This is a genomic window from Bradyrhizobium sp. 187, from assembly GCF_023101005.1.
Taxonomy (GTDB): Bacteria; Pseudomonadota; Alphaproteobacteria; order Rhizobiales; family Xanthobacteraceae; genus Bradyrhizobium; species Bradyrhizobium canariense_D.
The window spans coordinates 6263095-6288238 of sequence record NZ_CP064693.1 but is presented as its reverse complement, the minus strand read 5'-3'; the positions used below and the strand labels follow the sequence as shown (position 1 = coordinate 6288238).

The following is a 25144-nucleotide window of genomic DNA, read 5'->3' as shown; positions in this document are numbered from 1 at the left end:
GGCAATCCGGAAAGGCACCGCATGGTGCCATGAGATGGAGACCCGATCGTGCTCAGGCGGCGTCGCGTTCAGCAAACCACCACTCTGCAAGAACGGCTTGCGGAGTTCACCAGGACCATCCGTGAAAAGGCCGAGGCGTTGCCCGACGGCAAGGAGCGGGATGAGCTGATGAAACGGCTCAGAAGCGCCGACGCGGCGTCAAACCTCGACCGTCAATTCGCCGGCAGGGATTGAGCTGGTGGTCTGCCGAGGCGGAGTTTGCGCGTTCAGCCTCTCCGGCGTCAGCTGCGATACCAACTCGCCAGATTCCAGGTCGTGACGTCCCATCCCGACATGTCGACCATGAGGTTGTTGACCCCTGCGTTGACGATGTTGCGGGATAGAAGCGGCAGGAACACGTTGGCCTCGCAAAAGGTTTCGTCGACCTTAATCAGCAGCGCGGCCCGCTTGACCGGATCAAGCTCGTTCTGCGCAGCCTTGTAGGCCTTGTCGGCCTCGGGATCGGACCAGCGCGAGACGTTGCGGCCGAGCCATTTGTTTTCCTTGTTGGAGATCTCCCAGGAGACGCACTGGTTCAGGAAGCGCTCCGGGTCGGGCTGCGGCTGCGTGGTGTTGTACATCTCCATGTCGGCATAGAACTTGGAGTAGGTGTCGGGGTTGCCGACGTCGGACGAGAAGAACACCGATGCCGTGACCGCCTTGATTTCGATCTCGATCCCGGCCTTCTGGCAGGCCTGCTTGATGATGGCCTGCGTCTTCTGACGCGGCGCATTGGTCGAGGTCTGGAAGACGAATTTGAGCTTCTTGCCGTCTTTCTCGCGGATGCCGTCCGCGGCCTTGGCCCAGCTGGCCTCGTCGAGGATCTTGTTCGCCTTGTCGACGTCGAACTCGTATTTCAGCTTCGGCGACTTGAACTGTTTGGGCGCGTTGACGAAGCTCGCGGTGGCGACGCCGCCGCGCCCGTAAATGAATTTCTGAATCGACTCGCGGTCGATCAGCAGATTGATCGCGCGGCGAACGGCGGGATCGGACAGCGTCGGGTGCTTGGTCTTGGGGCTTGAGCGCTCGCCGTCCACCTCGGTCCAGGGGTCCGTCGTGTTGAGGATGATGAATTCGACGTTGCCTGATGGCGTGACGTCGAGCTTGCCCTTGCCGCTGGCCTCCATGCGTTTGAGGACCTCCTCCTCCACCTGCATGTTCCAGGCATAGTCGTATTCGCCGGTCTGCAGCACGGCGCGCGCCGCGGACACCGCATCGCCACCGCCCTTGATCTCGAGCGTGTCGAAATGCGGCTGGTTCTTGACGTGATAGTCGGGATTGCGTTCGGCCCGGATCAGGTCACCCGGCTTGAACTCGACGAATTTGTAGGGACCAGTGCCGACCGGCTTCAGATTGCCGGGCGCTTCGCGCGACTTCGCGCCGACATAGTCGCCGAAATGATGTTTCGGCAGGATCGGACCGACCGAGCCGACGAAGGGATCGGCCCAGAACGGCGTCGGCGCCTTGAACAGCACCTTGACGGTGTGGTCGTCGATCTTCTCGACCGTGATGTCTTTGTAAGACCCCGTAGTGTACGCCGCCGTGGCGAGATCCGAGGCGTATTGCCAGGTGAACACGACGTCGTCGGCGGTGAAGGGCTTGCCGTCATGCCATCTCACGCCCTGCTTCAGTTTCCAGGTCACGCTCAGGCCGTCCGGCGAAAGGCCGCCGTTCTGCTTGGACGGAGCCTCGGCCGCGAGGCAGGGGACGAGGTTGCCGTCCTTGTCCCAGCCGGCGAGCGGCTCGAAGAAGACGCGCGAGGCGATCTGGTCCTTGGTCCCGAGCGCGAAATGCGGATTGAGCAGTGTAGGGGCCTGCCAGAGCAGGATCTTGAGTGGGCCGCCGCCGCCGGCCTTGGTCGGCTTGTAGGGCAGGGTGGCGTCCGCCATCGCCACGTCGTTCCAGACCAGGATCTGGCTCGCGACAGGCGCCGCGATCCCGATCGCAGCCATCGTCTGCATGAACGAGCGTCGCGACAAGGTGCCCTGCTGCACCTCAGTGATGGACTTGCGGATTTCGTTCTCGTTCATCGGATGATCCCCCACTTCAAGGACAAGTCGTCACCGGCCAAGGCCCATCATGTTTGATCATGGGCGAGGCGGCAATGCCACCAAGGTCAGAAAACCCTGCGGCGAAATGACGAATGTGTGGGGAGAGGTCTGACGCCCGGATGGAGCCGAGCGCAACCAGGATAAGTCCAGCCGCGCTGGCGGCGCCCCGGATTGCGCATCGCTCCATCGGGCTACGGGCAACGATCCGTGGGTTTTGTCGTGACGCGTCTCACGCTTGCGCAGATGCATTCGTTCCCCACATGCGGTCGAACGGAGAAGCGTGGTCCGCGTCAATCGGTCAATATGGATTTACATTTCATTGATTTCGCGCCGCGGAGAAGCGAATACGGTTCCAATCATTGCCGAGTCATGGAGACCAAGATGTCGTTCTGTTCCACCCTGATCCTTGCGACCGTGCTCGCCGCCTGGTCGGCCGCCGCTTCAGGCGAGACCATCAAGATCGGCGTGACGCCGGGGCCGCACGCCCAGATCTTCGAGGCGGTGAAGCCGATCGCCGCCAAGCAGGGTCTCGACATCCAGCTCATCGAATTCTCCGACTACGTCGTGCCGAACGCCGCGCTCGATGCCGGCGAGATCCAGGCCAATTCGTTCCAGAACCAACCATATTTGGACAATCAGAAGGCGGACCGTGGCTACAAGATCGAAGCCGTCGGCCTGACCGTGAATTTCCCGATCGGCGTCTATTCCAAGAAGCACAAGGCCTTCGCCGATATCCCCGAGGGCGGCAAGGTCTCGATCCCGAACGATCCGACCAATGGCGGCCGCGTGTTGCTGCTGCTGCGCGACAAGGGCGCGATCAAGCTGAAGGACGGCACGGGTTTCAAGCCGACGGTGCTCGATATCACCGAGAATCCCAAGAAGCTGAAGTTCATCGAGGTCGACGCGGCGCAGGCGCCGCGCGCGCTCGACGACGTCGACGCCGCCGCGATCAACACCAATTATGCAACCCAGGCTGGCCTCGATCCCGTCAAGGATCCGATCCTGCGCGAGGACCCGAAGGGTCCCTACGTCAATCTCATCGCCGTTCGCACGGTCGACAAGGACAAGCCCTGGGTCAAGATCCTGGTGGACAGCTATCACACGGCGGAGGTCAACGAGTTCATCCTGACCAAGTTCAAGGGCGCGGTTCTGCCGAGCTGGTAGGCAGTCTGCCCAGCCAAAGTTCAGCTCAGGGCGATCCCGGCGGGCGGGCTTGCGTACTAGCCCTGCGCAATGCCCGCTTGTCTGGAGCTGCGGCAACCGACATCATCGGGACCTATCCTCGTCCGACAGGGGTCGTATGAAACGCTTAGCAAACCTGAAACGCCTGGGGTTTTTCACACGGCTTCTCGACGAGGCCCCGCCGGCCGACCGATATCGCTTCGCGGCCGAGCAGATCGTGCGCGCCGAGACGGCGGGCCTCGATTCCGCGTGGATCGCGCAGCACCATTTCCACGAGCGCGAGGGCGGCCTGCCGTCCCCCTTCACCTTCCTCGGTTATGTCGCAGCCCAGACCTCGCGCATCAGGCTCGGCACCGGCATCGTCACCTTGCCGCTGGAGAACGCGGTGCGGGTGGCGGAGGATGCCGCGGTGCTCGATCTGCTCTGCAACGGTCGCTTCGAGCTGGGTGTCGGCACCGGCGGCAATCCCTCGGCCTTTGCCGCCTTCGGCCTCGACAGCGCCCAGCGCAACGAGATCTTTGCGCGCAATCTGGACGTCGTCCGCACCGCGTTGGTCGGCAAGCCGCTCGAAGGTGGTGACACGCTCTATCCGCAGCGGCCGCAATTGGACGACAGGATCTGGCAGGCGACGTTCTCTGTCGCGGGCGGCGCGCGTGCCGGCAAGGCAGGCGATGGCCTGTTGCTGTCGCGCACCCAGCCTCGAACCAAGGAGGCGCCGAAGGCAATGCTCGCCGAGATTCAGAATCCGGTGATCGATGCCTATCTCGAGGCGCTGCCGCCGGGACGGGAGCCCCGCATCATGGCCTCGCGCACCGTCTTCGTTGCCGACGACCGGACTGAGGCGATGCGTCTTGCCGATATCGGCCTGCGGCGCGCGCTCCCGCAATTCCTCAAGGGCGGCCACGCCAAGCCAGGCGAAACGCTCGAGGAGATGATCGCGGCGTTCGACACCCATGTCGGCGCGGCCGACGACGTCATCGCTTCGCTCCGCGCCGACGCCACGCTGGAGCGGGTGACCGATCTCGTCTTCCAGGCGCATTCGGTCGATGCCCCGCATCCCCATATCCTGCGCTCGATCGAGCTGGTGGCGGAGAAGGTCGCGCCGGCGCTGGGTTGGGCGCGGACGGCGCCCGACGTGGCGCTGGCGGGTTAGTCGGAATGAGGTTGCAAGAGGCTGAATGATGGCTACGAAAGATATCATCGACACGCTCGCCGGGATCGAACCGGGTTCGGCTCTGGACGGCATTCGGGCCAAGCGCATCCAGGCGCGCGACAATGCGCAGAAGAGCTATCTCTCGCTGTTCGAGCCGATCGACGCCGGCGATGTCTCGCTGGTGGAGCGCGCCGCGGTCGCGCTCTTCGTGATCGGGCTTCACCGCGAGCCCACGATGGCCGGCTTCTATCGGGCGAAGTTAGCTGCGACCGCCGATGGCGCGCGCCTGGTCGAAGCTGTCGATGTCGAAATCGCGCGGGGCGAGACCTCGGGCCCCTACGGTGCCTTTCCAACCGGCCCCCTGTCTGTCGAAAACAAGGCCGGCTTGATCTACCGCGTCAGCGCGGAGCGCAAGCCCGATCTCGGGGACCGGCTCGCTGCGGCGTTCGAACATGCGCATCTGCTGGTGTTCCGCCCGCGCGATGCGGCCGCCGCCGACATGAAGGCTCTGCTCGCCGCCGGTTGGTCGAACACCGGAATCGTCACGTTCTCTCAGCTCGTTGCGTTCCTGTCGTTCCAGGTGCGCGTCGTCACCGGACTGCGCGTGCTCGGTGCCTCGCTCGGGCGCACCACGAACGCCGCGGCCGGCGCGTAAGGAGGCTGCATCATGAGCGCTGCAAACAATGCCAATCCGCCCGTCGTCTTCACCCAGGACGAACTGGGCTGGGTGTCCTGGATCGACCCGCTGCTCGAAGCCGAGCTGACCGAGCGGCATTTCGCGGGCCTCGTCGATCGCTCCCGTTCCAAGTCCGAGTATTTCCGCCTGCTGGTGCGCGATCCCGAGGTGCTGGAGGCCCGCACCAAGACCGACAAGGACATCTTCTACAACGTCGCCGACGGCCTGCCGCGCGCCGAACGCGAGCTCGCGGCGGCTGCGACCTCGCGCTACAACGGCTGCATCTACTGCGCCTCCGTGCATGCGCGGTTCGCCAGCACCTATTCCAAGCGCCGCGACGATGTGCAGCGCCTGCTCGACGAGGGCGTCGGCGCCGATCTCGGGGAGCGCTGGAATGCGGTCGTCAAGGCCTCGGTGGCGCTGGCTGCGACGCCGATCGCGTTCGGCCCCGACAATATCGATGAGCTGCGCCGCGCCGGTCTCGACGATGCCGAGATCGTCGATGTCATCAACGGCGCGTCGTTCTTCAACTGGGCGAACCGGCTGATGCTGTCGCTCGGCGAGCCCTCGAAATAGCTGATCTCACCGGCATGGAAATTGCTAGTTGTTTCAACGCTTGACAGGATGGAGCCGTCCATGAGCAACATCGATCGTCGTACCCTGGTCAAGGGCTCGCTTGCCGCCATGATGGCGGGGGCAGCCTTCTCGCGCGCCGCGCTTGCGCAATCGTCCGAACCGATTTTGCTGGGCGTCAGCGGTCCGTTGACCGGGCCGAACGCACAATATGGCACGCAGTGGAAGCAGGGCTTTGATCTCGCGCTCGACGAGATCCAGGCAGCGGGCGGCATCAACGGTCGCAAGCTCGCCTATAGTTTCGAGGACAGCCAGAGCGACCCGCGCCAGTCGGTGGCGATCGCCCAGAAATTCGTCTCCGATCCCAGGATTGTCATGGAGCTCGGCGACTTCTCCAGCCCCGCCTCGATGGCGGCCTCGCCGATCTATCAGCGCGGCGGGCTGGTGCAGTTCGGATTCACAAATTCGCATCCCGATTTCACCAAGGGCGGCGACTTCATGTGGAGCACCTCGGTCAGCCAGGCTGACGAGCAGCCGCTGCTGGCGGCCTATGCCGTCAAGCGCCTCGGCCTGAAGAAGCTCGCCGTGCTGCACCTCAACACCGATTGGGGCCGTACCAGCCGCGACTATTTCGTTAAGGCCGCGAAGGAGCACGGCGCCGAAATCGCGGTGACCGAAGGCTACATCGCGGAGGAGCGCGACTTCCGCTCCACGCTGGTGCGGGTCCGCGACGCCAATCCCGACGGGCTGATCCTGATCTCCTATTATTCCGACGGTGCGCTGATCGCGCGCCAGGCGCGCCAGGTCGGGCTGAAGCAGGTGATCTGCGCCGCGAGCTCGGTCTACTCGCCGAAATTCCTGGAGCTCGGCGGCGAGGCCGTCGAGGACGTCCATGTCGGCACGCGCTACTTCCCGGAAGACCCGCGCCCCGAGGTGCAGACGTTCATCGCCGGCTTCAAGAAGAAATACAACGGGGTGGAGCCCGACGCGTTCAACGCCTACGCCTACGACGCGATGAACATGGCGGCCGCTGTGGTGAAGATCGGCGGCGCCGACCGGCGCGCGATCCGCGACGCCTTCACGAAAGTGAAGGACGTCTCGAGCGTGATCTTCGGCAAAGCGACGTTCGACGTCGAGAGCCGGCGCGTCAAGGGCGCCATGAACGCCGAGCTCGTCGTGCGCAAGGGCCAGTTCGCGCTCTGGGACGGCAAGCCGACCTGAGGGGATTTCTGCGTGTCTTCCTGGCTCGACTACACGATCAACGGGCTGATCGTCGGTAACGTCTACGCCCTCGTTGCGGTCGGGCTCGCGCTGATCTTCGGCGTCAGCCGGCTGATCAACTTTGCGCAAGGGTCGATCTACCTCGTCGGCGCCTATATCGGCTGGGTCGCGGTGGTGCAGCTGCATACGCCGCTGCCGCTCACCATCATCGTGGTCGCGGTGGCGGCGGCGCTGGTGGGCTTGATCATCGAGCGGTTCGGGCTGCGTCCGCTGCAGAACTCGGTGCGCATCGCACCGCTGCTGGCGACCATCGGCATCAGCTTCGTGCTCGATCAGCTCGTGATGCTGACTTTTTCGCCCAATCCGCGCGCATTGCCGAGCCAGTTGCCGGATGTCCGCTTCCAGATCGGCGGCGGCACGATCGGCCCGCTCGATCTGCTCATCGCCGGTGTCGGCCTCACCAGCGCGTTGCTGCTGTTCGTGTTCCTGCGCTACAGCAAGCTCGGCTGGGCCGTGCGTGCCACCGCGCAGGACCGCGACGCCGCGATGCAGATGGGCGTCGACGTCAACCGCGTCAATCAGGCCGTGTTCGGCATTGCGGCTGCGCTCGGGGGCGTCTCCGGCCTGCTGGTCGGCATGTACTATAACCAGATCGACACCGCCATGAGCCTGCAGGCGACGCTCAAGGGCGTCGTCGCCGAAGTCGTCGGTGGTGCCGGCAATGTGCCGGGCGCGGTGATCGGCAGCCTGCTGCTGGGATTGGTGGAGAGCTACGGCGTCGCCGTGTTCGGCACCAGCTACCGCAATCTGTTCGCGTTCCTGCTGCTGGTCGTGGTGCTCGTGCTGCGCCCGAACGGTCTGTTCGCCAGCGCACGGCAGGCGCCGCCCGAGCCGCTCACCGGCACTTTCATCGCGCCGAGCCGCCCGGTGCGGATTCCGCGCTGGGCTCTGCTGATCGCTGCCGCCGTCTTCGCGATCCTGCCGCTGTTGCCCCTGTCGTTCTACGTGCTCCAGACCCTGATCAACGCCTGGCTGCTCGGCATGCTCGCGCTGAGCCTCACCCTGGTTGCAGGCACGATTGGTCAGGTCTCGCTGGGACACGCCGCGCTGCTCGCGATCGGCGCCTACACCTCCGCGCTGCTGTCGCTCACGTTCGCTGTCCCGGTCGGCCTTGCCATCATCGGCGGCGGCCTGATGAGTGCTGCGCTGGGCACGGCGCTGATCTCGCCGTCGTTCCGGCTGCGCGGACATTATGTGTCAATCGCGACGCTCGCGATCGGCGAGATCGTCTCGCTGGTGATCCTGAATTGGGAGAGCGTCACGCGCGGGCCGATCGGCATCTCCGGCATCCCGCCGCTGTCGCTGTTTGGCTATGAGCTGGTCAGCCCGATTTCGATCTACTGGTTCAGCTTCATCGTGATGGTCGTGCTGGCGCTGCTGCAGGGACGCCTGCTCGGCTCGCATCTCGGCCGCAGCTTTCGCGCCATCCGCGACGACGACATCGCCGCGCGGGCCTATGGCCTCAGCCTGAATCGCTACAAATCGCTGGCCTTCATCTTCGGCGGCTTTGCCGCGGGGGTCAGCGGCGGCATCGCCGCGCATCTCTATTCCTATATCAACCACGAGACCTTCAACACGCAGCAATCCATCCTGGCGCTGACCGTCGTCATCCTCGGCGGTCTCGGCAATGTCGTCGGGGCGATTCTCGGGGCGGTCGCGCTGGTCGGCCTGCCGGAAGTGTTCCGCATCGCGGCGGAGTATCGCATCCTGATCTACGGCATCGTGCTGCTGCTGCTGGTGCGGTTCAGGCCGCAGGGCCTTTTGGGGACGGTGTGATGATGGACGCACACACGGCGATGCTGTCCCTGCGCGGGCTCACGCGGCGCTTCGGCGGCCTCACCGCCGTCGACGCCATCGATCTCGATCTCGCCAAAGGCGAGCTGATCAGCATCATCGGCCCGAACGGGGCGGGCAAGACAACGCTGTTCAATCTTGTGACCGGGCTTGACCTTCCGGACGCCGGGACGGTTCGCTTCGAAGGTCAGGACATCACAGGTTTCTCGCCGGAACGCCTGGCGGCCGGAGGCATCGCGCGGACGTTCCAGCTCGGCCGCGTCTTCGGCAATCTCAGCGTGATGGACAACGTCCTGATCGGTGCGCATACGCGCTTGCGCGCGGTGAAACCGGCAGTGCCGGTGATCGGCCCGCTGCTGGAATTGGGTCTGGCGCTGCTGCGCCCCGCCAGCGTCAAGGCGGAGGAAGAGCGGCTGCGCGAGGAGGTGAAGGTCATTCTCGCGCGCTTCGGCGAGCGGTTGCTGCCGCGTATCGATCAGCCGGCCTACAGCCTCTCTTACGCCAACCGCCGCCGCGTCGAGATCGCGCGCGCGCTCGCCTTGAAGCCGCGCCTGCTGCTGCTGGACGAGCCGACCGCCGGCATGAATCCGACCGAGACCACGGAGATGCAGGGGCTCGTCGCCGAGCTGAAAGCCGAAGGGCTGACGATCTTGCTGATCGAGCACAAGCTCGAAATGGTGATGCGCCTCTCCGATCGCGTCATCGTCATGGACGAGGGCAAGAAAATCGCGGAAGGCCCGGGCGAAGCGGTGCGCGGTGATCCCAAGGTGATCGAGGCCTATCTCGGCCACGGCCTGACGACGAAGCAGGAGAGCGCGGCATGACGAACCCGCCTCCCGATGCGCTGCTCGCGATCACCGACGTCAATACCTTCTATGGTCAGGCCCAGGTGCATTTCGACCTGTCGATATCAGTTCCGCGCGGCCACATCGTCTGCCTGCTCGGCGGCAATGCCAGCGGCAAATCGACCACGATGAAGATCATTCTAGGCCTCGTGAAGCCGCGCTCGGGCGACGTGACGTTCGACGGCACTTCGCTACTGGGACTTACCACGCCGCAGATCGTCCGCCGCGGCATCGCCTCGGTGCCGGAAGCACGGCGGCTGTTCGCCGACATGAGCGTCCGCGAGAACATCCTGATGGGCGCCTTCGTGCGCGACGACCGCGAGGCGATCGCGCAGGATCTCGACAAGATGCTCACGCTGTTCCCGAAGCTCGGCCAACGGCTGTCGCAGCGCGCCGGCTCGCTCTCGGGCGGCGAGCAGCAGATGGTCGCGATGGCGCGGGCGCTGATGAGCCGTCCCCGGATGATCGTGATGGACGAGCCGACCATGGGCCTGTCGCCGCTTTACGTCGACCGCGTGCTGGAGCTGATCCGCACCATCAACCAGGAGGGCGTCTCGGTCTTCATGGTCGAGCAGAACGCCAGCCTCGCGCTCGAGATCGCGCACGAGGCCTATGTGCTCCAGACCGGCAAGATCGTTCTCTCCGGCTCCGCCCGCGCGCTGAAGGACGATCCCCGCATCCGCGATGCCTATCTCGGCGGCTCCGAGGCGGCGTAGCGCCATCTCGGCCTGCATGGTTCGAGACGCCCGCCTTGGCGGGCGCCTCACCGTGAGGGTGTGGCGATCTCGCGGCGAAGCAAGACCTCATCCTAAAGGAGCCCGCGCAGCGGGCGTCCCGAAGGACGCCGCAAGCACTGCTGCAGAACCGTGCCGCCCCTCCGGGATTGCACTGGTCAGTATGACCACCTTATGAAAAGATCATACCGCTCGTGCGATGGGTCGTGCAGCGGACGGAATGATTGGCGTGACGAAATTATCTTTGCGGGCGGTCGACCCCGGAATGATGCTGCTGTTCGGCGGGTTGATCGCGGCCAACATCGCGGCGTGGGCTTGGGCGTTCGCGGCGTTCGGTGACCGGCCGACGGTGATGGCGACCGCGCTGCTTGCCTGGGTGTTCGGCCTGCGCCACGCCGTCGATGCCGACCACATCGCGGCCATCGACAACGTCGTGCGCAAGCTGATGCAGGCCGGCGATGCGCCGCGCAGCGTTGGTCTCTATTTCGCGCTTGGTCATTCCACCGTGGTTGTGGTCGCGACCATGCTGCTCGCGCTGGGCTTGGTGAGCCTTGGCGGCGACAGCCTGCTCAAGGACGTCGGCGGCTTCATCGGCACGTCGGTGTCGGCGCTGTTCCTGCTGGTGATCGCGGCCATCAACCTGGTCATCTTCGCCGGCCTGTGGCGGACGTTCCGGATCGCGCGCGCGCAAGGCATCCACGACGCCGCGCAGCTTGATGCGCTGCTCGCCAGCCGCGGATTGCTGGCGCGGCTGCTCGGCCCGATGTTCCGCCTGGTGACCAAGCCGGCGCATATGTACCCGCTCGGCTTCCTGTTCGGCCTCGGCTTCGACACCGCCACCGAGATCGGCCTGCTCAGCATCTCCGCCAGCGAATACGCGCTTGGTGCATCGCTGGCCGACGTCATGGTCTTTCCCGCGCTGTTCGCATCAGGCATGGCGCTGGTCGATACCGCCGATTCCGCGCTGATGGTCAGCGCTTATCGTTGGGCCTTCGTCGATCCCTTACGGAAGCTCTGGTACAACCTCACGATCACGGGTGCCTCGGTCGCGGTGGCGCTGTTGATCGGCGGCATTGAGGCGCTTGGCCTGATCGGGGATCGGCTCGGCCTGTCTGGCGGTGTGTGGACGCTGGTCGACGGCCTCAACGATTCGCTCGCGAACGTCGGCTTCGCCGTGATCGCGCTGTTCGCGATTGCATGGCTGGTTTCGGTCGTGCTCTATCGCAGGCTATTCGCGCTCGAGCGGCGGCGCACGCCTGATGTGCTGGTGGGCGCCGATGCTACCGAGACAGCGTGAGTCAATCGTGGGCTCAAGCCGAAGCTGCGCTCTCCGCCGGCAGGTCGTCGGCATTGGGATCGCCCGGCGCGGTGGCCCAGGCCAATTCCACCAGCGTCACGAACCGGCGGCCGGCGCCGTCGAGCTGGCAGACGATCAGGCCCTGCTCTTCCATGTAGCCGAGCAGGCGCTGAGCCCGGCGCAGCGAATGCGAGCCGTAGGCGCGGGCGATCGCGGCGTCGCCGGGGCAGGGCCAGCCTTCTTTCGCCGCGCGCGCGATCATCATGAACACGCCCTGCATGTCGTCGGGCAGGATCGAGGCGCGCAGCGACACGTCCTGCCAGGCGTCGTCCTCGGCATGCTCGGCGCCGAGCCCGGCGCGTGCGCGTGTCAGCATGCGGCGGAATTCGGTGAGGTCGGGCACCGCCGAGCCGAGGCCCTCGATGCGGCAGCGGACCACGAACTCCTGGTACAGCACGCCCACCGCGCGGAAACCGGCATCGGGCGCGGCGAGCACGGCACGAAGGGTCCGATCCACGCGTTCGCGCCGTTCAGCGAGCTCTTCGGCACTAATCGGGACCTCGATTATTTCGGGGCCGAGCTCCGGTGCGGCAGCCTTCGCGGCGCGGAGCTGCTCGAGCAGATCGGGCGCGGGCCGGCGCTGCGGCCGGCTGGCATCGGGCGGCGGCGCGGCCAGGATCACGGCGCGCATATTTTCGAGTGCGGCTTCGGGCATCGGCATCAGCCGCGGCGTGGAATTGCGCGGCTGGGTTTCGGTCGCGCCGATGTTCAAACGCAGCGGCCGGCGTGACAGCGCGGGGCCGAGCGCCATGAATTGTCCGCGTTCGAGATCGCGAAACGATTCGGCCTGCCGCCGCTCCATGCCGAGCAGGTCGGCGGCGCGCGCCATGTCGATGTCGAGGAAGGTGCGGCCCATCAGGAAGTTGGACGCTTCCGCCGCGACGTTCTTGGCGAGCTTCGCCAGCCGCTGGGTCGCGATGATCCCGGCAAGCCCGCGCTTGCGGCCACGGCACATCAGATTGGTCATGGCGCCGAGCGAAAGCTTTCGCGCTTCGTCAGAGACTTCGCCCGCGACCGCAGGCGCAAACAGCTGCGCCTCGTCGACGACCACCAGCATCGGGTACCAATGGTCGCGGTCCACGTCGAACAGCCCGCCGAGGAAGGCCGCGGCGCGGCGCATCTGGTTCTCGGCGTCGAGCCCTTCGAGGTTGAGCACGGTGGAGACGCGATGCAGCCGCGCGCGCTCGCCGGCAACCTGAAGGCCGCGTTCGGTGTGATCCTCGGCCTCGATCACGAGATGGCCGAAATGCTCCGCCAGGGAGACGAAATCGCCTTCGGGATCGATGATCGCCTGCTGCACCCAGGGTGCGCTCTGCTCCAGCAGCCGCCGCAGCAGATGTGATTTTCCGGAACCCGAATTGCCTTGCACCAGGAGGCGGGTCGCCAGCAGTTCCTCGAGGTCCATGGCCGCCGCGGCGCCCGCCGTGGTCTGCCCCATCTCGATCGCAACCGTCATGCCCGACTCAAGTCCCATCATTCGCGGACAGGGGCTTATCAATCCGGCCGTGGCGCGTCGAGCACCATGGCGTAAATCATGCGTTGTTGCCCACGGCGGATTTCAGGCGCGATTCGATTGCCGTAGAAGTGCGGGCCGATAGGGCGCTTGCGGACCGGCGTCCTGGGGTATCACTTGCGCGAGTTCCCCCCTTGATGTGCGAAACCGCCATTGCACCGTGCGCTTGGCATGCGCCCAGCCAATGATGGGTGCGGGGCAAAGGGGATCGCGGCCCGTTACAGCGCGCCCGATCCGCCCTGCACGATCTTCTCGTTGAGCTTCAGGTCCACGGTCTCGACCGTGCGGTCGATCTCTGCATTGGGCGCGCCGAGCTGATGCGAGATCAGCTTGACCAGCAGGTCGACGCGCTCGATGAAGGGTGCGCCGCCGGCCACCGCGCGCGCGGCCGATGACGGCTTCAGCAGGCTCTCGGCAGCCTTGGCGTATTTCGCGAACGGCACCTGGTCCTGCGGATCGGCGCCGAGACGCCGGGCGATGGCGTCGACATGCTCATAGATCGTCTGCGAACGCGCGAGATCGCCGTGCACGGCGTCGCGGATCGACTGCGGCTCGTGCGGCGTGATGCAGCGGTAGTTGCCGGTCAGCAGCATCGACCATTTCGCCAGCGGCACGAACAGGGAATCGAACACCTTCAGCTTCACCGGCACGTCGTGGCCGTCGAGGGTCACCGCGTCGATGTCGGCTTCGAGCTCGCGCAGCACCTTGTTGTGCTTCTCGTCGCCGAACACGGAGGCCTTGAAATTCGTGGGCAGGCCGACGTGCAGCACGTTCGCAGCCTCTTCCGGCGGACGGAACGCCTGCGGGTCGGGCGAGCACAGCGTCACCAGCCCGGGCTCGAAGCGCTCCCACACCTGCGCATTGGTGTAGGCCTCCTCAAGATCCATGTCCGCGAGCGAGGGGATCCGCTTCAGATAGGGCAGCGGCGGCATGTTCATGATGGACAGGCACGGCAGCTTCGCCGCGGCGATCCTGACCATGAGAACGCGCACCGTGTGGTTGGTGTATTGCGGCTCCTGCATCGCAAGGCCGACCATGTCGTAACGCGATAAGTCCACATTGGCCGGCGTCACGGCGTCGAGCTTGCCGGGCAGGTCGCGCGAGAAGATGGCGCGGTGAACAGCCTCGTCACGCAACTTGATGCGCACCTCGGTCCCCTCGCGGTTGATCAGCTCCGCGGTCTTGGTGCGGCAGACCAGGGTCACGTTGTGCCCCGCCATCAGCAGCTTCGTGCCCAGCAGGGAGCCGTAGGAAGCCCCAAGAATCAGGATGTTACGCGCCATGTCTCGTCCCTTTGACAATTGTGATTTTTGAGCCCGGCCGTCATCCGCGGGCGAGTTTGGCGGGCATGTAAGGCAAAGTGCGTGAGGATGGCAACTGGGATAATGGATACAAGGCGCGGATCAGCGGGCGGCCCGCCGTGTTGCTTGACGCCGAAAGCAAGACGACGCCAAACCGGCGGCGGTTGTGCAGGGTCGTTGAGTTGCTCAAATAACTGGCTTACCGAAGTAAGAAATGTTGCACATCTCGATCGCCCAAGCTCTCCCAGAACGCGATCATACCTCGTCACGTCTCGCGCGCCGGGTGCGGATGAGCGACTTCGAGGATTTTGTCGCGCCGGTTTTGCTGCGACATTGACTAGCGGAAAGTCCTTTGGCGAAGGCCGTCGGCATCGATCAGGCGGTAACCCGCCGCATTTTTATCGCTGGCGTGATTGGTGGCGCGCCGGATCAGCGTCATGAGGAATCATGATGGAAGCCGACACAGGCGATGCCTTCTCCCTCGTTAAATGAGCTCCAATTTTAGTCGTCCACCGCAACAAAAAACTGCAAACGCGGGACAGCAAAAAATGGCAGAGTGGTGCGGGCCTAAACTGTGTATCAGCAACGGAGCTGAGACGTGACGATTGAGTTGGAGTCGGCGTGCGACTTGTTTTGCGACCGGTTCGTTCGGACTGTAGTCCGTCCGGTCCAGTGCCCCCGCCCGCGAAGGGAAAACGGAACGATCATCGGGACGGCAGACGCAAGCGCGATCACGCACGCGTGCCATCGCATCGAGCAGACATGCAGGGCGTTGCGCTGACAGCGCTGCGCCGAGTCCAAGCAACCGCCGACGCGCCGTTCGGGGACGGACATGGAAGATGATCATTGGCCTCACGGCACGTGCGACGGCGCCGGTCGAAGCCTGGCGTGCTTGCGAAAACGTGCGTCCCATTTTTTTGAAAGCTTGTCCGTCGGGGAACTCGTGCGCGAGGCGCACAGGCATCGGTGGATTTCGGAGTGGTTGAGGATCTCAGGCGAGTACCGGATATTCGCCGAATCGGCGCGCGTAACCAGTTCAGCTCAGATCGTGCGGGAAGCGTGGCTGTGCTCGCTGACGGCCCTTGAAGTCGCGAGGAACCTGTCTTGGCCCGGAGATCCCGGGGGTACCGACCTCGTAGACAAGGTCAGACTCTGCCTCCGGGGCTTCGAGGAGGACGCCGGTTCGGCGATCGAGCGTGTGGAGATCGACTGCTTTGATCAAGGCTCGCTTGCGGGCTACTTTCTGCCGGCGTTCCCCGATCGGTCTTTCGCACCCGCGGTTATCTGCGTCAGCGACGAGGACATCACCCTCGGCTCGATGATGAGCAGGCTGTTGCCGGCTTCAGGGCGACGGAACGTGTCACTCCTGCTCGTTGATGCCGGCGATTCATCCGGTCGTAGCCCCTTCAAGCCGGCGCATATTCTTCAATGCTGGCTGGATTACCTGGAAGCTCGTCCGGACGTCGATTCGCAGCAGATCGCGGTCTACGGCGAGGGGGCGGCCGCCAGTCACGCATCCCGTCTTGCCCTCGTGGATCGCAGAATGGCTGCCGCCGTGTGCGACGGCGGCATTGCGACGCCGGTCATGCGCCGGGCATCGCTGCGCTGGATGATCGGCGTCGAGCAGGCGGTCCGTGACGGGCCCTCGACGGGTTCGTTGCTGCCGTTGTGTCGGATACCTTGCCCGCTTCTGATGGTCGTCGGCAGCCGCTCAATGGTTTGGGAGGAGGATGCTCTCGAACTGCAAGCCGGCTATCGGCAGGCCGGAGCCGATTGCGCGACCGTCGTGCCGAACTGCATTCCGTACCCTCTGGGCGAGGTCGAGAATTTCATCGCGGTGGACGATTTCATTTTCGAATGGCTCGACAGCAAACTTGGAATTGCCCGCCAGCTGGATTCCGTGACCTACCTCTAAGGCGCCAAGAGATTGGGGGAAGGCGAGAAAAGATTGGGAAGGCGAGGAGAGATTGGGGATGAATCGAGGCGCGCGTTCCGCGCCTGACGTCAGGGAGTCAGGAAGCGTCGATGGCCAGCAACCGTGCGGCCAGCCGGGCATTCTTGGCAATCGTTGCGAGCGCGGCATTCAGATCGGCCAAGGTCGTCTCGTCGAGCTCGTTGAACATGGTCGAGTTCAAGGCGAGCTTTCTCTTCGACAGTTTTTCGATCTCCGTCGTTGCTTTCGCCGTCAGCGACATCAGGACGTAGCGTGCGTCGTCTGCGGCCGGCCGTCGCGACAGGAAGCCGCCCTTTTCGAGACTCTTGGTCTGGTTGGTGACGAAGGCGGGGTGGACGCGCAGCTTGTTCGCGATGTCGATTCCCGCGACACCTCGCCCCTGGTCCAGTTCGGTGATGGCCATCAGGATCAGCCACTGCGGCTCGGTAATGCCCAGCAGTCCGGCCCAGCTGGTGTGGATGTCCTCCAGCTGGGAATGAATTTCGACGACGTTCCAGATGAAGTCCGTAATCGCCCTGTCGAGTTTCTTCTCGATCATGTGGCTCCCTCCCCGTTTATCCCTTGCCTATCCTTAATGGGATATCTTGGAAGCGTCTCGAAAATCGCGCGTCGACCAAAGGGGAGATACCGCGCGGAAGAAATCGTAGGCTCAATTATTACTTACAAAGAACAATTAATTTTATTATCTACTATCGCACTCTATTTCGCTGCTCTTGACCCACGCGACGGACAGCGATGCGAGACCTCCAAGAAGCCCTCGGGATGCCCCCCGAGGGCTTTTCTGGTTTTTCTATAGTGATCTTCCGGGGTAATATCGCCGCTGTTGCCCTCAAGCCACATCGCGACCTGAAGTGTCGATTCATCAAAGCAATAAATTGAGACCATTGTTTTTATAAACTATATGTGAAGCCGCGACGGAGGGGGCACCTCGCTGTCGTTTCAGTCCGAACCTTCGGTGCGGGCCTGAATTGAACGGAAATTGAGAGGTAAAGCGGCGTCCACCGAGGACCCGAGCCCCCTGAACCGACCTGGAGGTTTACTGATGAAGTTGACGAAGACACTCTTTCTCGGCTCGGCTGCCGGCCTGATGGCCGCCTCCGGGGCGTTCGCTGCCGATCTTCCCGTGAAGGCCAAGGCGGTCGAATACGTGAAGATCTGCTCGCTGTACGGCGCCGGTTTCTACTACATCCCCGGCACCGACACCTGCATTAAGCTGGGTGGTTACCTGCGGGCCGATGCGAACCTCAACACCAATTCGGACTTCAACCCGAACCAGAGCGGTGTTGCCGGTGCACGCAACCGCCTGATGAACTACTACACCTTCCGCGCTCGTGAAGACCTCAACATCGACACCCGCACCGCGACCGAATACGGCGTGGTCCGCACGTTCTTCGACGGCGTCTTTACCTGGACGACCGGCAACTATTCGGGCACCGGTTCGGCAACGGGTGGCACCCAGTACAGCGGTACGCTCGGTCTCAACGCTGCGGGCACAGGCCTCGTCGGTTCGGGTAGCGGCAACGTCAACGGCACCGACGGCAATACCTCGGCCGGTGCGCTCGGCGTATACTACGCCTTCATCCAGTTCGCCGGCTTCACGATGGGTAAGGCCGTGTCGCAGTTCGACGCGCCCTGGACCAACTATCCCGGCAACATCACCGACAACCTCGTCGGCGGCAGCGGCACCGTTACCGGCGTCACCCAGTTCACATACACCGCCGACTTCGGCCAGGGCGTCACGGCATCGTTCTCCGCTGAAGATGCGACGGCCTACTATCAGGCCGGCAACCTCAACATGACCGGCGCGACCGCAGGTGGCATCATCGGCGGTTCGTACGGCACCAACGCCCTCGGCGGCTCGCGTTCGCCGAACCTCGTCGGTCAGCTGCGTGTCGATCAGGCCTGGGGTCTCTTCCAGGCGTCAGTGGCTGCGCATGACAACCATGTCGCCTATTACGGCGCGACCGAAGCCACCGGCCATCCCGACGACAAATGGGGTTGGGCTGTTCAGCTCGCTTTGTCGATCAAGAACATCCCGACCGGCGCGGGTGACACGATCAACATCCAGGGCGTCTACACCGACGGCGCGACCCGCTACAACTTCCAGAACCTGTCGGGCAGCAGCTACTCGCTGTTCGGTAGCTCGGGTGTTGCCTACCAGAGCGTTGGCTTCGCCAATGCTCCTGACACGGTGTACGTGACCGGTAGCTCGCAGGAAACCGTCAAGACCTGGGGCTTCCGTGGCGCTTACACCCACAACTGGGATCCCAACTGGAACTCCTCGCTGTACGGTGCTTACGCTCAGGCCCAGTTCGGCACGCTGGCCAAGACCACCATCTGCGGCGCCGGCGGCGGCGCCGGTGTGTTCGGAGCCCTGGCAGGTGTGACGGGTTGCAACCCGGACTTCGCGATCGGCCAGCTAGGTGTCGTCACCCGGTGGACCCCGGTCAAGAACCTGACCTTCTCGGCGGACGTGTCCTGGACCCATCTCGACCAGAAATATTCTGGTACGGTTGGCGCCTCCCCGAGCGTCGCGACCGCCAAGCCGACCGCGGCCTACGAGCTGAAGGATCAGGACTCGGTCGCCATGATCCTCCGCGCTCAGCGCAACTGGTAAAATCTATCGAAACACATGAACGAACACCCGGCGGGAAACCGCCGGGTGTTTTTTTGCGCAAGGCAGATGATAGGGCGGCGAAGCCCCGGTGCCCGGATGGAGCGCAAGCGTGATCCGGGGGCTGCTCGCGCTGCGTCTGGCACCTTCCCGGATCACGCTTCGCTTCATCCGGGCTACGGGACCGCGCCTGTGTCGCCCCCGTGTCAATCCGCTCTCACAAAAATATTCCGCTTTACCGAAATTCGGAAATGGCGTATGTGTCGTCCATCCCGGCTCATCCTTGAGGGGCGATCTTGTGGTCGTCATGTTCGCGAGCCGGGCTTGCGGTGGACGCGGCAGCGTTCGGGTGCGAGAGGCCAAGGGCAGGGCGGATTGCTCTCCGTGAGAAGGCTGCGTTCCGACGAGCGGCGCTGCTAGGCTTCGTCTCGTCTGTAAGTTTCCGGCTCCGTCGACAGGGCTGGAAAAACTGCGGCGAAATGGCGAGCCGTGCGTACGGCAAAACCGTGTGGTCCTGGCCGTCGTTGCTACGGTCAAGCCCTGGCGAATGCGGCATCCGCGTCAACCGGCGCGGTGCCGGTGACTTTCGTTGGGACGAGGGAGGCCAGAACGAACTCGGCTCCCGGGAGAGCACGGCATAAGCCGTCCAACCATCGCGCAGGGAAGGCCGAGTGATTGGCTACACCTGTATGCTGCTGTGCGGTTCTCTCTGCGTGTGCTTTTCGCGCAGCGGACCGCGGGTGCCAGCCGGCACCCGGTCTTCCCTGCGCCCTCTTGGCTTTGAGGGTGGAATGACCAGGCAAAGCTCGGGCGAAACGCCGCGAGGACGCGAAGGCGTGTCTACGGCTACACACTCCCTGTCATCGCCCGGCTTGACCGGGCGATCCAGTATTCCGCGACGGTGGCGTGGGCGGGATCGCAAGGCGGCGACACCGGTAAGCTCGGCATCATCGGCTTCTGCCGCGGCGGACGCACCGTCTGGGAATATGCCGCTCACAGGGGCAGCCTCAAGGCCGGCGTCGCCTTCTACGGTCCGCCGGTCGATCCAGCCAATCGGCCGTGGCCGAAGAGCCCGATGCAGCTCGCGCCCGAGATGAAGGCACCGGTGCTCGGCCTCTATGGCGGCGCCGATACCGGCATTCCCGTCGCCCAGGTCGAGCAGCTCAAGACAGCCTTGGAGCAGAACAAGAAGACGGCCGAGTTTCAAGATCTATCCGGAAGCGCCGCATGGCTTCCATGCCGACTACCGCGGCAGCTATCGCAAGGACGCAGCAGAAGATGCCTGGAAGCAGGCCCAGGCCTGGTTCAAGAAGTATGGCGTGTTGAGCTGACGCTTGATCCTGATCCTCCTTCCCCCGCTTGCCACAACGCATCCAGGGCGTGGCGGTAGGTCGGATAAGCAAGCGTGACGCCGAGCTCGCACTTCATTTTCGCGTTGGAGACGCGGGCGCTGCTCGCATAGAAGCTGCGGGCCATCGCCGACATCTCGGCGGTCTCGAACGGCTCTTCCGGCGGCGGTGCAACATTCATCAGCTTCGCCGCGTAAGCGATCACCTCCTGCGGCGGCGCCGGCTCGTCGTCGCAGACGTTCCACGTGCCGCCGCTCGGGTGATGAATCGCAGCCATGATCGCGCTCGCGATGTCGTCGACGTGGATGCGGTTGAACACCTGTCCCGGCTTGATGATGCGCCGCGCCGTTCCAGCGCGCAGCGTCACCAGCGCGTTACGGCCGGGGCCATAGATACCCGCAAGCCGCAGGATCGCGGCGTCGCCACCGGTCGTGTCGGTCCATGCCTGTTCCGCCGCGACCCGCATGCGCGTCCGGTCGAGGTCCGCCTTCGGCGGCGTGCTCTCGTCGACCCAGCCGCCGGCGTGATCGCCATATACGCCGATCGTGGACAAATAGACGATCTTGCGGTCGCCGCCCGCCGCCAGCAGGCCGGAGAAGGCCGCGATTGCGGGATCGCCGGCACTGCCGGGCGGGATCGAAACGAGAAGGACATCCGCGTCCCTCATGCGTTCGATCGTCTCGCGTGCCGGACTGCTGCCGGAGAAAGCATGCACCTCGACGCCGGCGAGAGCGCCCCGCTGCGCGGGATCGCGCACCGTGCCGGCGATATGCGAGAAGCGGCCACCGAACAGGCGGACGAAGTGCCGCGCACTGTAGCCGAGGCCAAGGATAAAGAGCCGCATACATCTTCCTTGCAGGTCGGAGTTCCCGTTCGCGCCGCAGCGCGCCTCCGCTCATAAGAGATTTTTGGGTCCGGCAAAAGATATTGCAATTTGTCTCGCCCGCCTGTGCAGGCGATGGTCGCTCACCGGAGGGACGCATCGATCATGCAGGCAGAAGCGCCAGCCATCATGCTATCTGACGCGGCTGAGCTAGTCCGCCGCGCCGCCGCGCTGATCTTCGACGTCGACGGCACCTTGGCTGAGACCGAAGAGCTGCATCGGCAAGCCTTCAACCATGCCTTCGCCCGCCACGGTCTCGATTGGCAATGGGATCGGGCCGTCTACAAGGACCTGCTGCGGGTCACGGGCGGCAAGGAACGCATTCGCGCCCACCATGAAAGGCTGAGGATCGCCGCGCCATTATCGGATGTGGACATCGCGGAACTCCACCGCATCAAGACCGCGCATTATGCCGAACTGGTCCAAACCGGCTGCTGCCCCTTACGGCCCGGGGTGACGGATCTCCTCGTCGCTGCCAAGGCGCGCCGCCAGCGGCTCGCGATCGCGACGACCACGTCGCACGCCAACATCGACGCGCTGCTGTCGCGCGCCCTGGGAAAGGGCTGGGCCGCGGATTTTGATGCGATCGTCGCCGGGGATGACGTGCAGCACAAAAAGCCTGCGCCGGATGTCTATGTCGAGACCCTGGCGCGGCTGAAGCTCAACGCGTCCGACTGCGTCGCGATCGAGGATTCCGCTAACGGCCTGACCGCAGCTTCGCGGGCGAACATTCCCGTGCTCATCACCAGAAGCATGTTCTTCCGGGACGACGATTTTAGCCAGGCGCGGGTCGTGCTGGATGATCTGTCGGGGCTCGGGTGAGGCGGCAAAACAAAAAAACTGAAAAACAACCCTATGCACAGTAGAATGTGCCTGCGGGCCGGGCGCCCTCAATGGACGCGGTGGCTCGCTCTATCGTCCTCAGCTTGCTCGACAATCTGCGCGATCGGGCTGGACTGGTGGTGCACCAGGCGCCAGTCGTCGCCGACGCGCCGAAAATGGTTGGCCGCAGCCAATGCCGTGCCGTCGACGATCTCGATGCAGAGCACGCGCGCGCTGTCGCCATCGACGATGGCCTGCGGTTCCGCGCAGACGATCTGCGGCCGCTCCGGACTCTGCAGGATGTCGCGCCAGCTTCCGATCACCGTGGCCCGGCCGATGATGGCCGGCCAGCCGGGATGAATGCAGGAAATGGCGTCATCGTCCGCCCACATCCGCTCCATTTCGTCGAAATCGCCGGTCGAAAAGGCGGCGTAGAACGCTGCGTTCGCGGCGATCACCTTGCTGTCCTTTGCCATGCCTCTCGGGTGGGGCAATGACAGGCAAAAATCAAGCAAGACTTCCGTCGACTTTCCGTCGATCTGGACCGCAATGCAGCATCGCTGCCCGTTTTGTGGTCACGCCGAGACCAGAATCTCCACCGCACGCCGCGCGCCATCCTTGTAGAGCCGGCCGAGCGCAGCGGTCACGGCTTCGCGCAGGCGCGGCTCGGCGCCCAAGGGCCCGAACACTTTTCCGACGCCGAGCAGCGCGGGTGCCAATCGTTCGGCGACGGGACCTGCCTCGCGCGCCAAGCCGGCGAACTCGGCTGCGAGCGGATCGCGCACGTCGATGGTGCGGCCCTTCTCGTCAAGGCCGCTGACGTAGCGCATCCAGCCGGCCACCGCGAGCGCATGCGTCGCGATCGGCAGGTTCCTGGCGAGACGATCCTGGATCGCGCCGAGCAGGCGCTGCGGCAGCTTTTGCGAGCCGTCCATCGCGATCTGCCAGGTGCGGTGATGCAGTGCCGGATTGGCGAAGCGCTTGAGCAGTGAGGCGCGATAGGCGGCCAGATCTGCGCCTGATGGCATCGTCAATGTCACCGCGGCCTCTTCCATCACCTGCGCGGCGAGGCGCGCGAAATGCGGATCCAGCATGGTGTCGGCGATGGTCTCGTAGCCTGCGAGATAGCCGAGATAGGCCAGCGCCGAATGGCTGGCGTTGAGCAGCCGCAGCTTCATCAGCTCGAACGGCTTGACGTCGTTCACCAGTTCGACGCCCGCGGCGGCAAGATCGGGCCGGCCGGCCGTAAAGCGATCCTCGACCACCCATTGCGTGAAGGGCTCGGTCATGACGGGCCATGCATCGCGTAAACCGAGCGCCGATGAAACCGCATCGCGGTCACTATCCGTCGTCTCCGGCACGATCCGGTCGACCATGGTCGAGGGGAAGGCCACCGTATCCGCGATCCACTTGCCGAGATCCTTCGAGCGCAGCGCGGCGAATTGCGTCACGATCCGCTGTACGGTGTGGCCGTTGGCGGCGAGGTTGTCGCAGCTCAGCACGGTAAAGGGCAGGGCGCCCAGCGCCCGCCGGCGCGCCAGCGCGGCGATGATGAAGCCGGGAGCCGAGCGCGGCGCGTCGAAATTGTTGAGGTCGTGCACGACATCAGGATGCCGTTCGTCGAGATCGCCGGTCTGCGGCGTGTGGCAATAGCCCTTCTCGGTGACGGTGAGGGAGACGATGCGAATGGCGGGATCGGCCATTCGCTCGACCAATCGTGCCGGGCTTTCGCGCGCGACCACGCTGTCGAGCAGCGCACCGATGATGCGGTGTTCGGTGCCTTCGGCTGCACGGATGGCAACCGTATAGAGATGATCCTGCGGGGCGAGGGCATCGCGTGTATCAGGGCTGCGCAAGCTCGCGCCGACGATGCCCCACGACGTCGCGCCGGCGCCAAGACAATCGTCGATGACGACGGCCTGGTGGGCGCGATGAAACGCGCCAAGGCCGAGATGCACGATGCCAGAGGTGACGCGCGAACGGTTGTAGGCCGGGCGGCGGATGCCGGGTGGCAGCCGGTCGAGATTGGCGCGGCCGAGGCGCATGTCGTCTCTCCCCTTGTTTGGCCGCTGCTTGACATGGCGCCCGTCCTCGGTCAATGCTTGCGGTCAATTGGTAAGACCAATTTTCCAAAATTGGCGGGCCGCGGGCAGCGAGAGCTGCCGGCATGACCCTTTCGGGAGGACCAGCGTGCCGCTGGAAGCTGTGGAGGCGAGACGGCTTTATCGCCAAGTCGCCGATCAATTGCGAAGCCTGATCGACAGCGGTGAGTACGCGGTCGGCAGCCGCTTGCCGACCGAGCGCGAACTCGCCGAGCAGCTCAAGATATCCAGGCCGACGGTGCGCGAAGCCCTGATCGCGCTCGAAGTCGAGGGCCGCCTTCGTATCCGCGTCGGTTCCGGCATCTATGTGATCGAGCCTGCGGCGGTTGCGGCGACCGCGCCTGCTTCCGTCATCGAGGGCCCGTTCGAGCTGTTGCGTGCCCGCGAGTTCCTGGAAAGCGCCATCGCCGAAGAAGCCGCGCGCGTGGCGACGAAGGACGACCTTGCCCGCATCGATGCGTCCCTTGTCGCGATGGAGAATGTAGAACACCCCGGCGAAGCCTCGATGGTCCACGACCGCGCCTTCCACGTCGCGATCGCCGGAAGCCTCGGCAATGCCGTTCTGGTGCGCGTGGTCGGCGAGTTGTTCGACCAGCGCCTCAATCCCTATTTCGCGCAGCTTGCGCATTATTTCGAGAGCCCGGGCACGTGGCGCACTGCACTCGACGAGCATCGCGCGGTGCGCGACGCGATCGCGGCGCATGATTCCGGGGCCGCGCGCGAAGCCATGCGCGATCATCTCGCGAGATCCCAGGAGCGCTTTGCGCAGAACTTCGGAGCCGAGAGCGCGGCAGGACCGTCCTCCGGGCGCGCGGCGCGATCGACGGCAAAACCGACAAAACCGGAACGTGCGCCGAAGAAGAAGCGAGCTGCGAGCAGCAGCGCGCGACCGCGATGAGATCGTGCGGCCCGCACCCGCGT

The 25144-nt window shown here is 64.5% G+C and carries 21 protein-coding genes and 1 pseudogene; 15 read left to right on the top strand and 7 right to left on the bottom strand.

What is annotated here, in order from left to right; genetic code table 11:
- Positions 1 to 48 precede the first annotated feature (48 nt).
- Positions 49 to 234: a hypothetical protein gene (locus IVB19_RS30360; protein ID WP_018453934.1), complete on the top strand. Its 186-nt coding sequence runs from the start codon at positions 49 to 51 to the stop codon at positions 232 to 234.
- A 47-nt stretch (positions 235 to 281) separates the two neighbouring features.
- On the opposite strand, the gene IVB19_RS30355 is transcribed toward IVB19_RS30360, so the two are convergent.
- A complete protein-coding gene (locus IVB19_RS30355) occupies positions 282 to 2069 on the bottom strand; it encodes a peptide ABC transporter substrate-binding protein (protein ID WP_247401769.1) in 1788 nt (595 codons plus the stop codon).
- Between the two features lie 390 nt (positions 2070 to 2459).
- Here IVB19_RS30355 and IVB19_RS30350 point away from each other — a divergent pair, with 390 nt between their 5' ends.
- The 9 genes from IVB19_RS30350 (at position 2460) to IVB19_RS30310 (ending at position 11625) form a co-directional block, all read left to right on the top strand.
- Complete coding sequence (locus IVB19_RS30350; RefSeq protein ID WP_247820484.1) at positions 2460 to 3254, top strand: MetQ/NlpA family ABC transporter substrate-binding protein; 795 nt, start codon at positions 2460 to 2462, stop codon at positions 3252 to 3254.
- Positions 3255 to 3390: 136 nt separating this feature from the next.
- Positions 3391 to 4425: a putative FMN-dependent luciferase-like monooxygenase gene (locus IVB19_RS30345; protein ID WP_247820483.1), complete on the top strand. Its 1035-nt coding sequence runs from the start codon at positions 3391 to 3393 to the stop codon at positions 4423 to 4425.
- A 28-nt stretch (positions 4426 to 4453) separates the two neighbouring features.
- Positions 4454 to 5080 (top strand): CMD domain protein, encoded by a 627-nt coding sequence (locus IVB19_RS30340; protein ID WP_204513992.1) that lies wholly within the window; start codon positions 4454 to 4456, stop codon positions 5078 to 5080.
- Positions 5081 to 5092: 12 nt separating this feature from the next.
- On the top strand, positions 5093 to 5677 hold the full coding sequence (locus tag IVB19_RS30335; protein ID WP_247401782.1) for an alkylhydroperoxidase domain protein: 585 nt from the start codon (positions 5093 to 5095) through the stop codon (positions 5675 to 5677).
- 60 nt (positions 5678 to 5737) lie between these two features.
- Entirely contained in the window at positions 5738 to 6895 is a 1158-nt protein-coding gene (locus IVB19_RS30330; RefSeq protein WP_247489854.1) for an ABC transporter substrate-binding protein, read from the top strand.
- Between the two features lie 12 nt (positions 6896 to 6907).
- Complete coding sequence (locus IVB19_RS30325; RefSeq protein WP_247401784.1) at positions 6908 to 8731, top strand: ABC transporter permease; 1824 nt, start codon at positions 6908 to 6910, stop codon at positions 8729 to 8731.
- Positions 8731 to 9573 (top strand): ABC transporter ATP-binding protein, encoded by an 843-nt coding sequence (locus tag IVB19_RS30320; RefSeq protein ID WP_018453942.1) that lies wholly within the window; start codon positions 8731 to 8733, stop codon positions 9571 to 9573. The genes IVB19_RS30325 and IVB19_RS30320 overlap by 1 nt, the downstream gene beginning before the upstream one ends.
- Positions 9570 to 10310 carry an ABC transporter ATP-binding protein gene (locus IVB19_RS30315; protein ID WP_085357560.1) on the top strand — a complete coding sequence of 247 codons (741 nt, stop codon included), beginning with the start codon at positions 9570 to 9572 and terminating at the stop codon, positions 10308 to 10310. The genes IVB19_RS30320 and IVB19_RS30315 overlap by 4 nt, the downstream gene beginning before the upstream one ends.
- A gap of 283 nt (positions 10311 to 10593) precedes the next feature.
- Positions 10594 to 11625 (top strand): HoxN/HupN/NixA family nickel/cobalt transporter, encoded by a 1032-nt coding sequence (locus tag IVB19_RS30310; protein ID WP_247401791.1) that lies wholly within the window; start codon positions 10594 to 10596, stop codon positions 11623 to 11625.
- A 13-nt stretch (positions 11626 to 11638) separates the two neighbouring features.
- Here IVB19_RS30310 and IVB19_RS30305 read toward each other — a convergent pair whose 3' ends face one another.
- Complete coding sequence (locus tag IVB19_RS30305) at positions 11639 to 13141, bottom strand: helicase HerA domain-containing protein (RefSeq protein ID WP_247366660.1); 1503 nt, start codon at positions 13139 to 13141, stop codon at positions 11639 to 11641.
- Between the two features lie 275 nt (positions 13142 to 13416).
- On the bottom strand, positions 13417 to 14481 hold the full coding sequence (locus IVB19_RS30300; RefSeq protein WP_247337727.1) for a ketopantoate reductase family protein: 1065 nt from the start codon (positions 14479 to 14481) through the stop codon (positions 13417 to 13419).
- 850 nt (positions 14482 to 15331) lie between these two features.
- Here IVB19_RS30300 and IVB19_RS30295 point away from each other — a divergent pair.
- On the top strand, positions 15332 to 16414 hold the full coding sequence (locus IVB19_RS30295; RefSeq protein ID WP_247337728.1) for an alpha/beta hydrolase family protein: 1083 nt from the start codon (positions 15332 to 15334) through the stop codon (positions 16412 to 16414).
- Between the two features lie 97 nt (positions 16415 to 16511).
- Here IVB19_RS30295 and IVB19_RS30290 read toward each other — a convergent pair whose 3' ends face one another.
- Entirely contained in the window at positions 16512 to 16991 is a 480-nt protein-coding gene (locus IVB19_RS30290) for a MarR family winged helix-turn-helix transcriptional regulator (RefSeq protein WP_247337729.1), read from the bottom strand.
- 504 nt (positions 16992 to 17495) lie between these two features.
- Between IVB19_RS30290 and IVB19_RS30285 the strand changes: the two genes are divergently transcribed.
- Together IVB19_RS30285 and IVB19_RS30280 are read left to right on the top strand one after the other, a co-directional pair.
- Entirely contained in the window at positions 17496 to 19070 is a 1575-nt protein-coding gene (locus IVB19_RS30285) for a porin (RefSeq protein WP_085348489.1), read from the top strand.
- An 892-nt stretch (positions 19071 to 19962) separates the two neighbouring features.
- Positions 19963 to 20398 (top strand): annotated as a pseudogene (locus tag IVB19_RS30280) (dienelactone hydrolase family protein); the annotation flags it as partial.
- Here IVB19_RS30280 and IVB19_RS30275 read toward each other — a convergent pair.
- A complete protein-coding gene (locus IVB19_RS30275) occupies positions 20373 to 21260 on the bottom strand; it encodes an SDR family oxidoreductase (protein WP_247370112.1) in 888 nt (295 codons plus the stop codon). The pseudogene IVB19_RS30280 and the gene IVB19_RS30275 sit on opposite strands and share 26 nt — an antisense overlap.
- Before the next feature lie 144 nt (positions 21261 to 21404).
- Between IVB19_RS30275 and IVB19_RS30270 the strand changes: the two genes are divergently transcribed.
- Entirely contained in the window at positions 21405 to 22121 is a 717-nt protein-coding gene (locus IVB19_RS30270; RefSeq protein WP_247403022.1) for an HAD family hydrolase, read from the top strand.
- Between the two features lie 68 nt (positions 22122 to 22189).
- Here IVB19_RS30270 and IVB19_RS30265 read toward each other — a convergent pair whose 3' ends face one another.
- Together IVB19_RS30265 and IVB19_RS30260 are read right to left on the bottom strand one after the other, a co-directional pair.
- On the bottom strand, positions 22190 to 22597 hold the full coding sequence (locus IVB19_RS30265; protein WP_018453996.1) for a nuclear transport factor 2 family protein: 408 nt from the start codon (positions 22595 to 22597) through the stop codon (positions 22190 to 22192).
- Between the two features lie 99 nt (positions 22598 to 22696).
- A complete protein-coding gene (locus tag IVB19_RS30260; protein WP_247370119.1) occupies positions 22697 to 24166 on the bottom strand; it encodes a mannitol dehydrogenase family protein in 1470 nt (489 codons plus the stop codon).
- Between the two features lie 145 nt (positions 24167 to 24311).
- Here IVB19_RS30260 and IVB19_RS30255 point away from each other — a divergent pair, with 145 nt between their 5' ends.
- Complete coding sequence (locus IVB19_RS30255; RefSeq protein ID WP_026232647.1) at positions 24312 to 25121, top strand: FadR/GntR family transcriptional regulator; 810 nt, start codon at positions 24312 to 24314, stop codon at positions 25119 to 25121.
- The last annotated feature ends 23 nt before the right edge of the window (positions 25122 to 25144 follow it).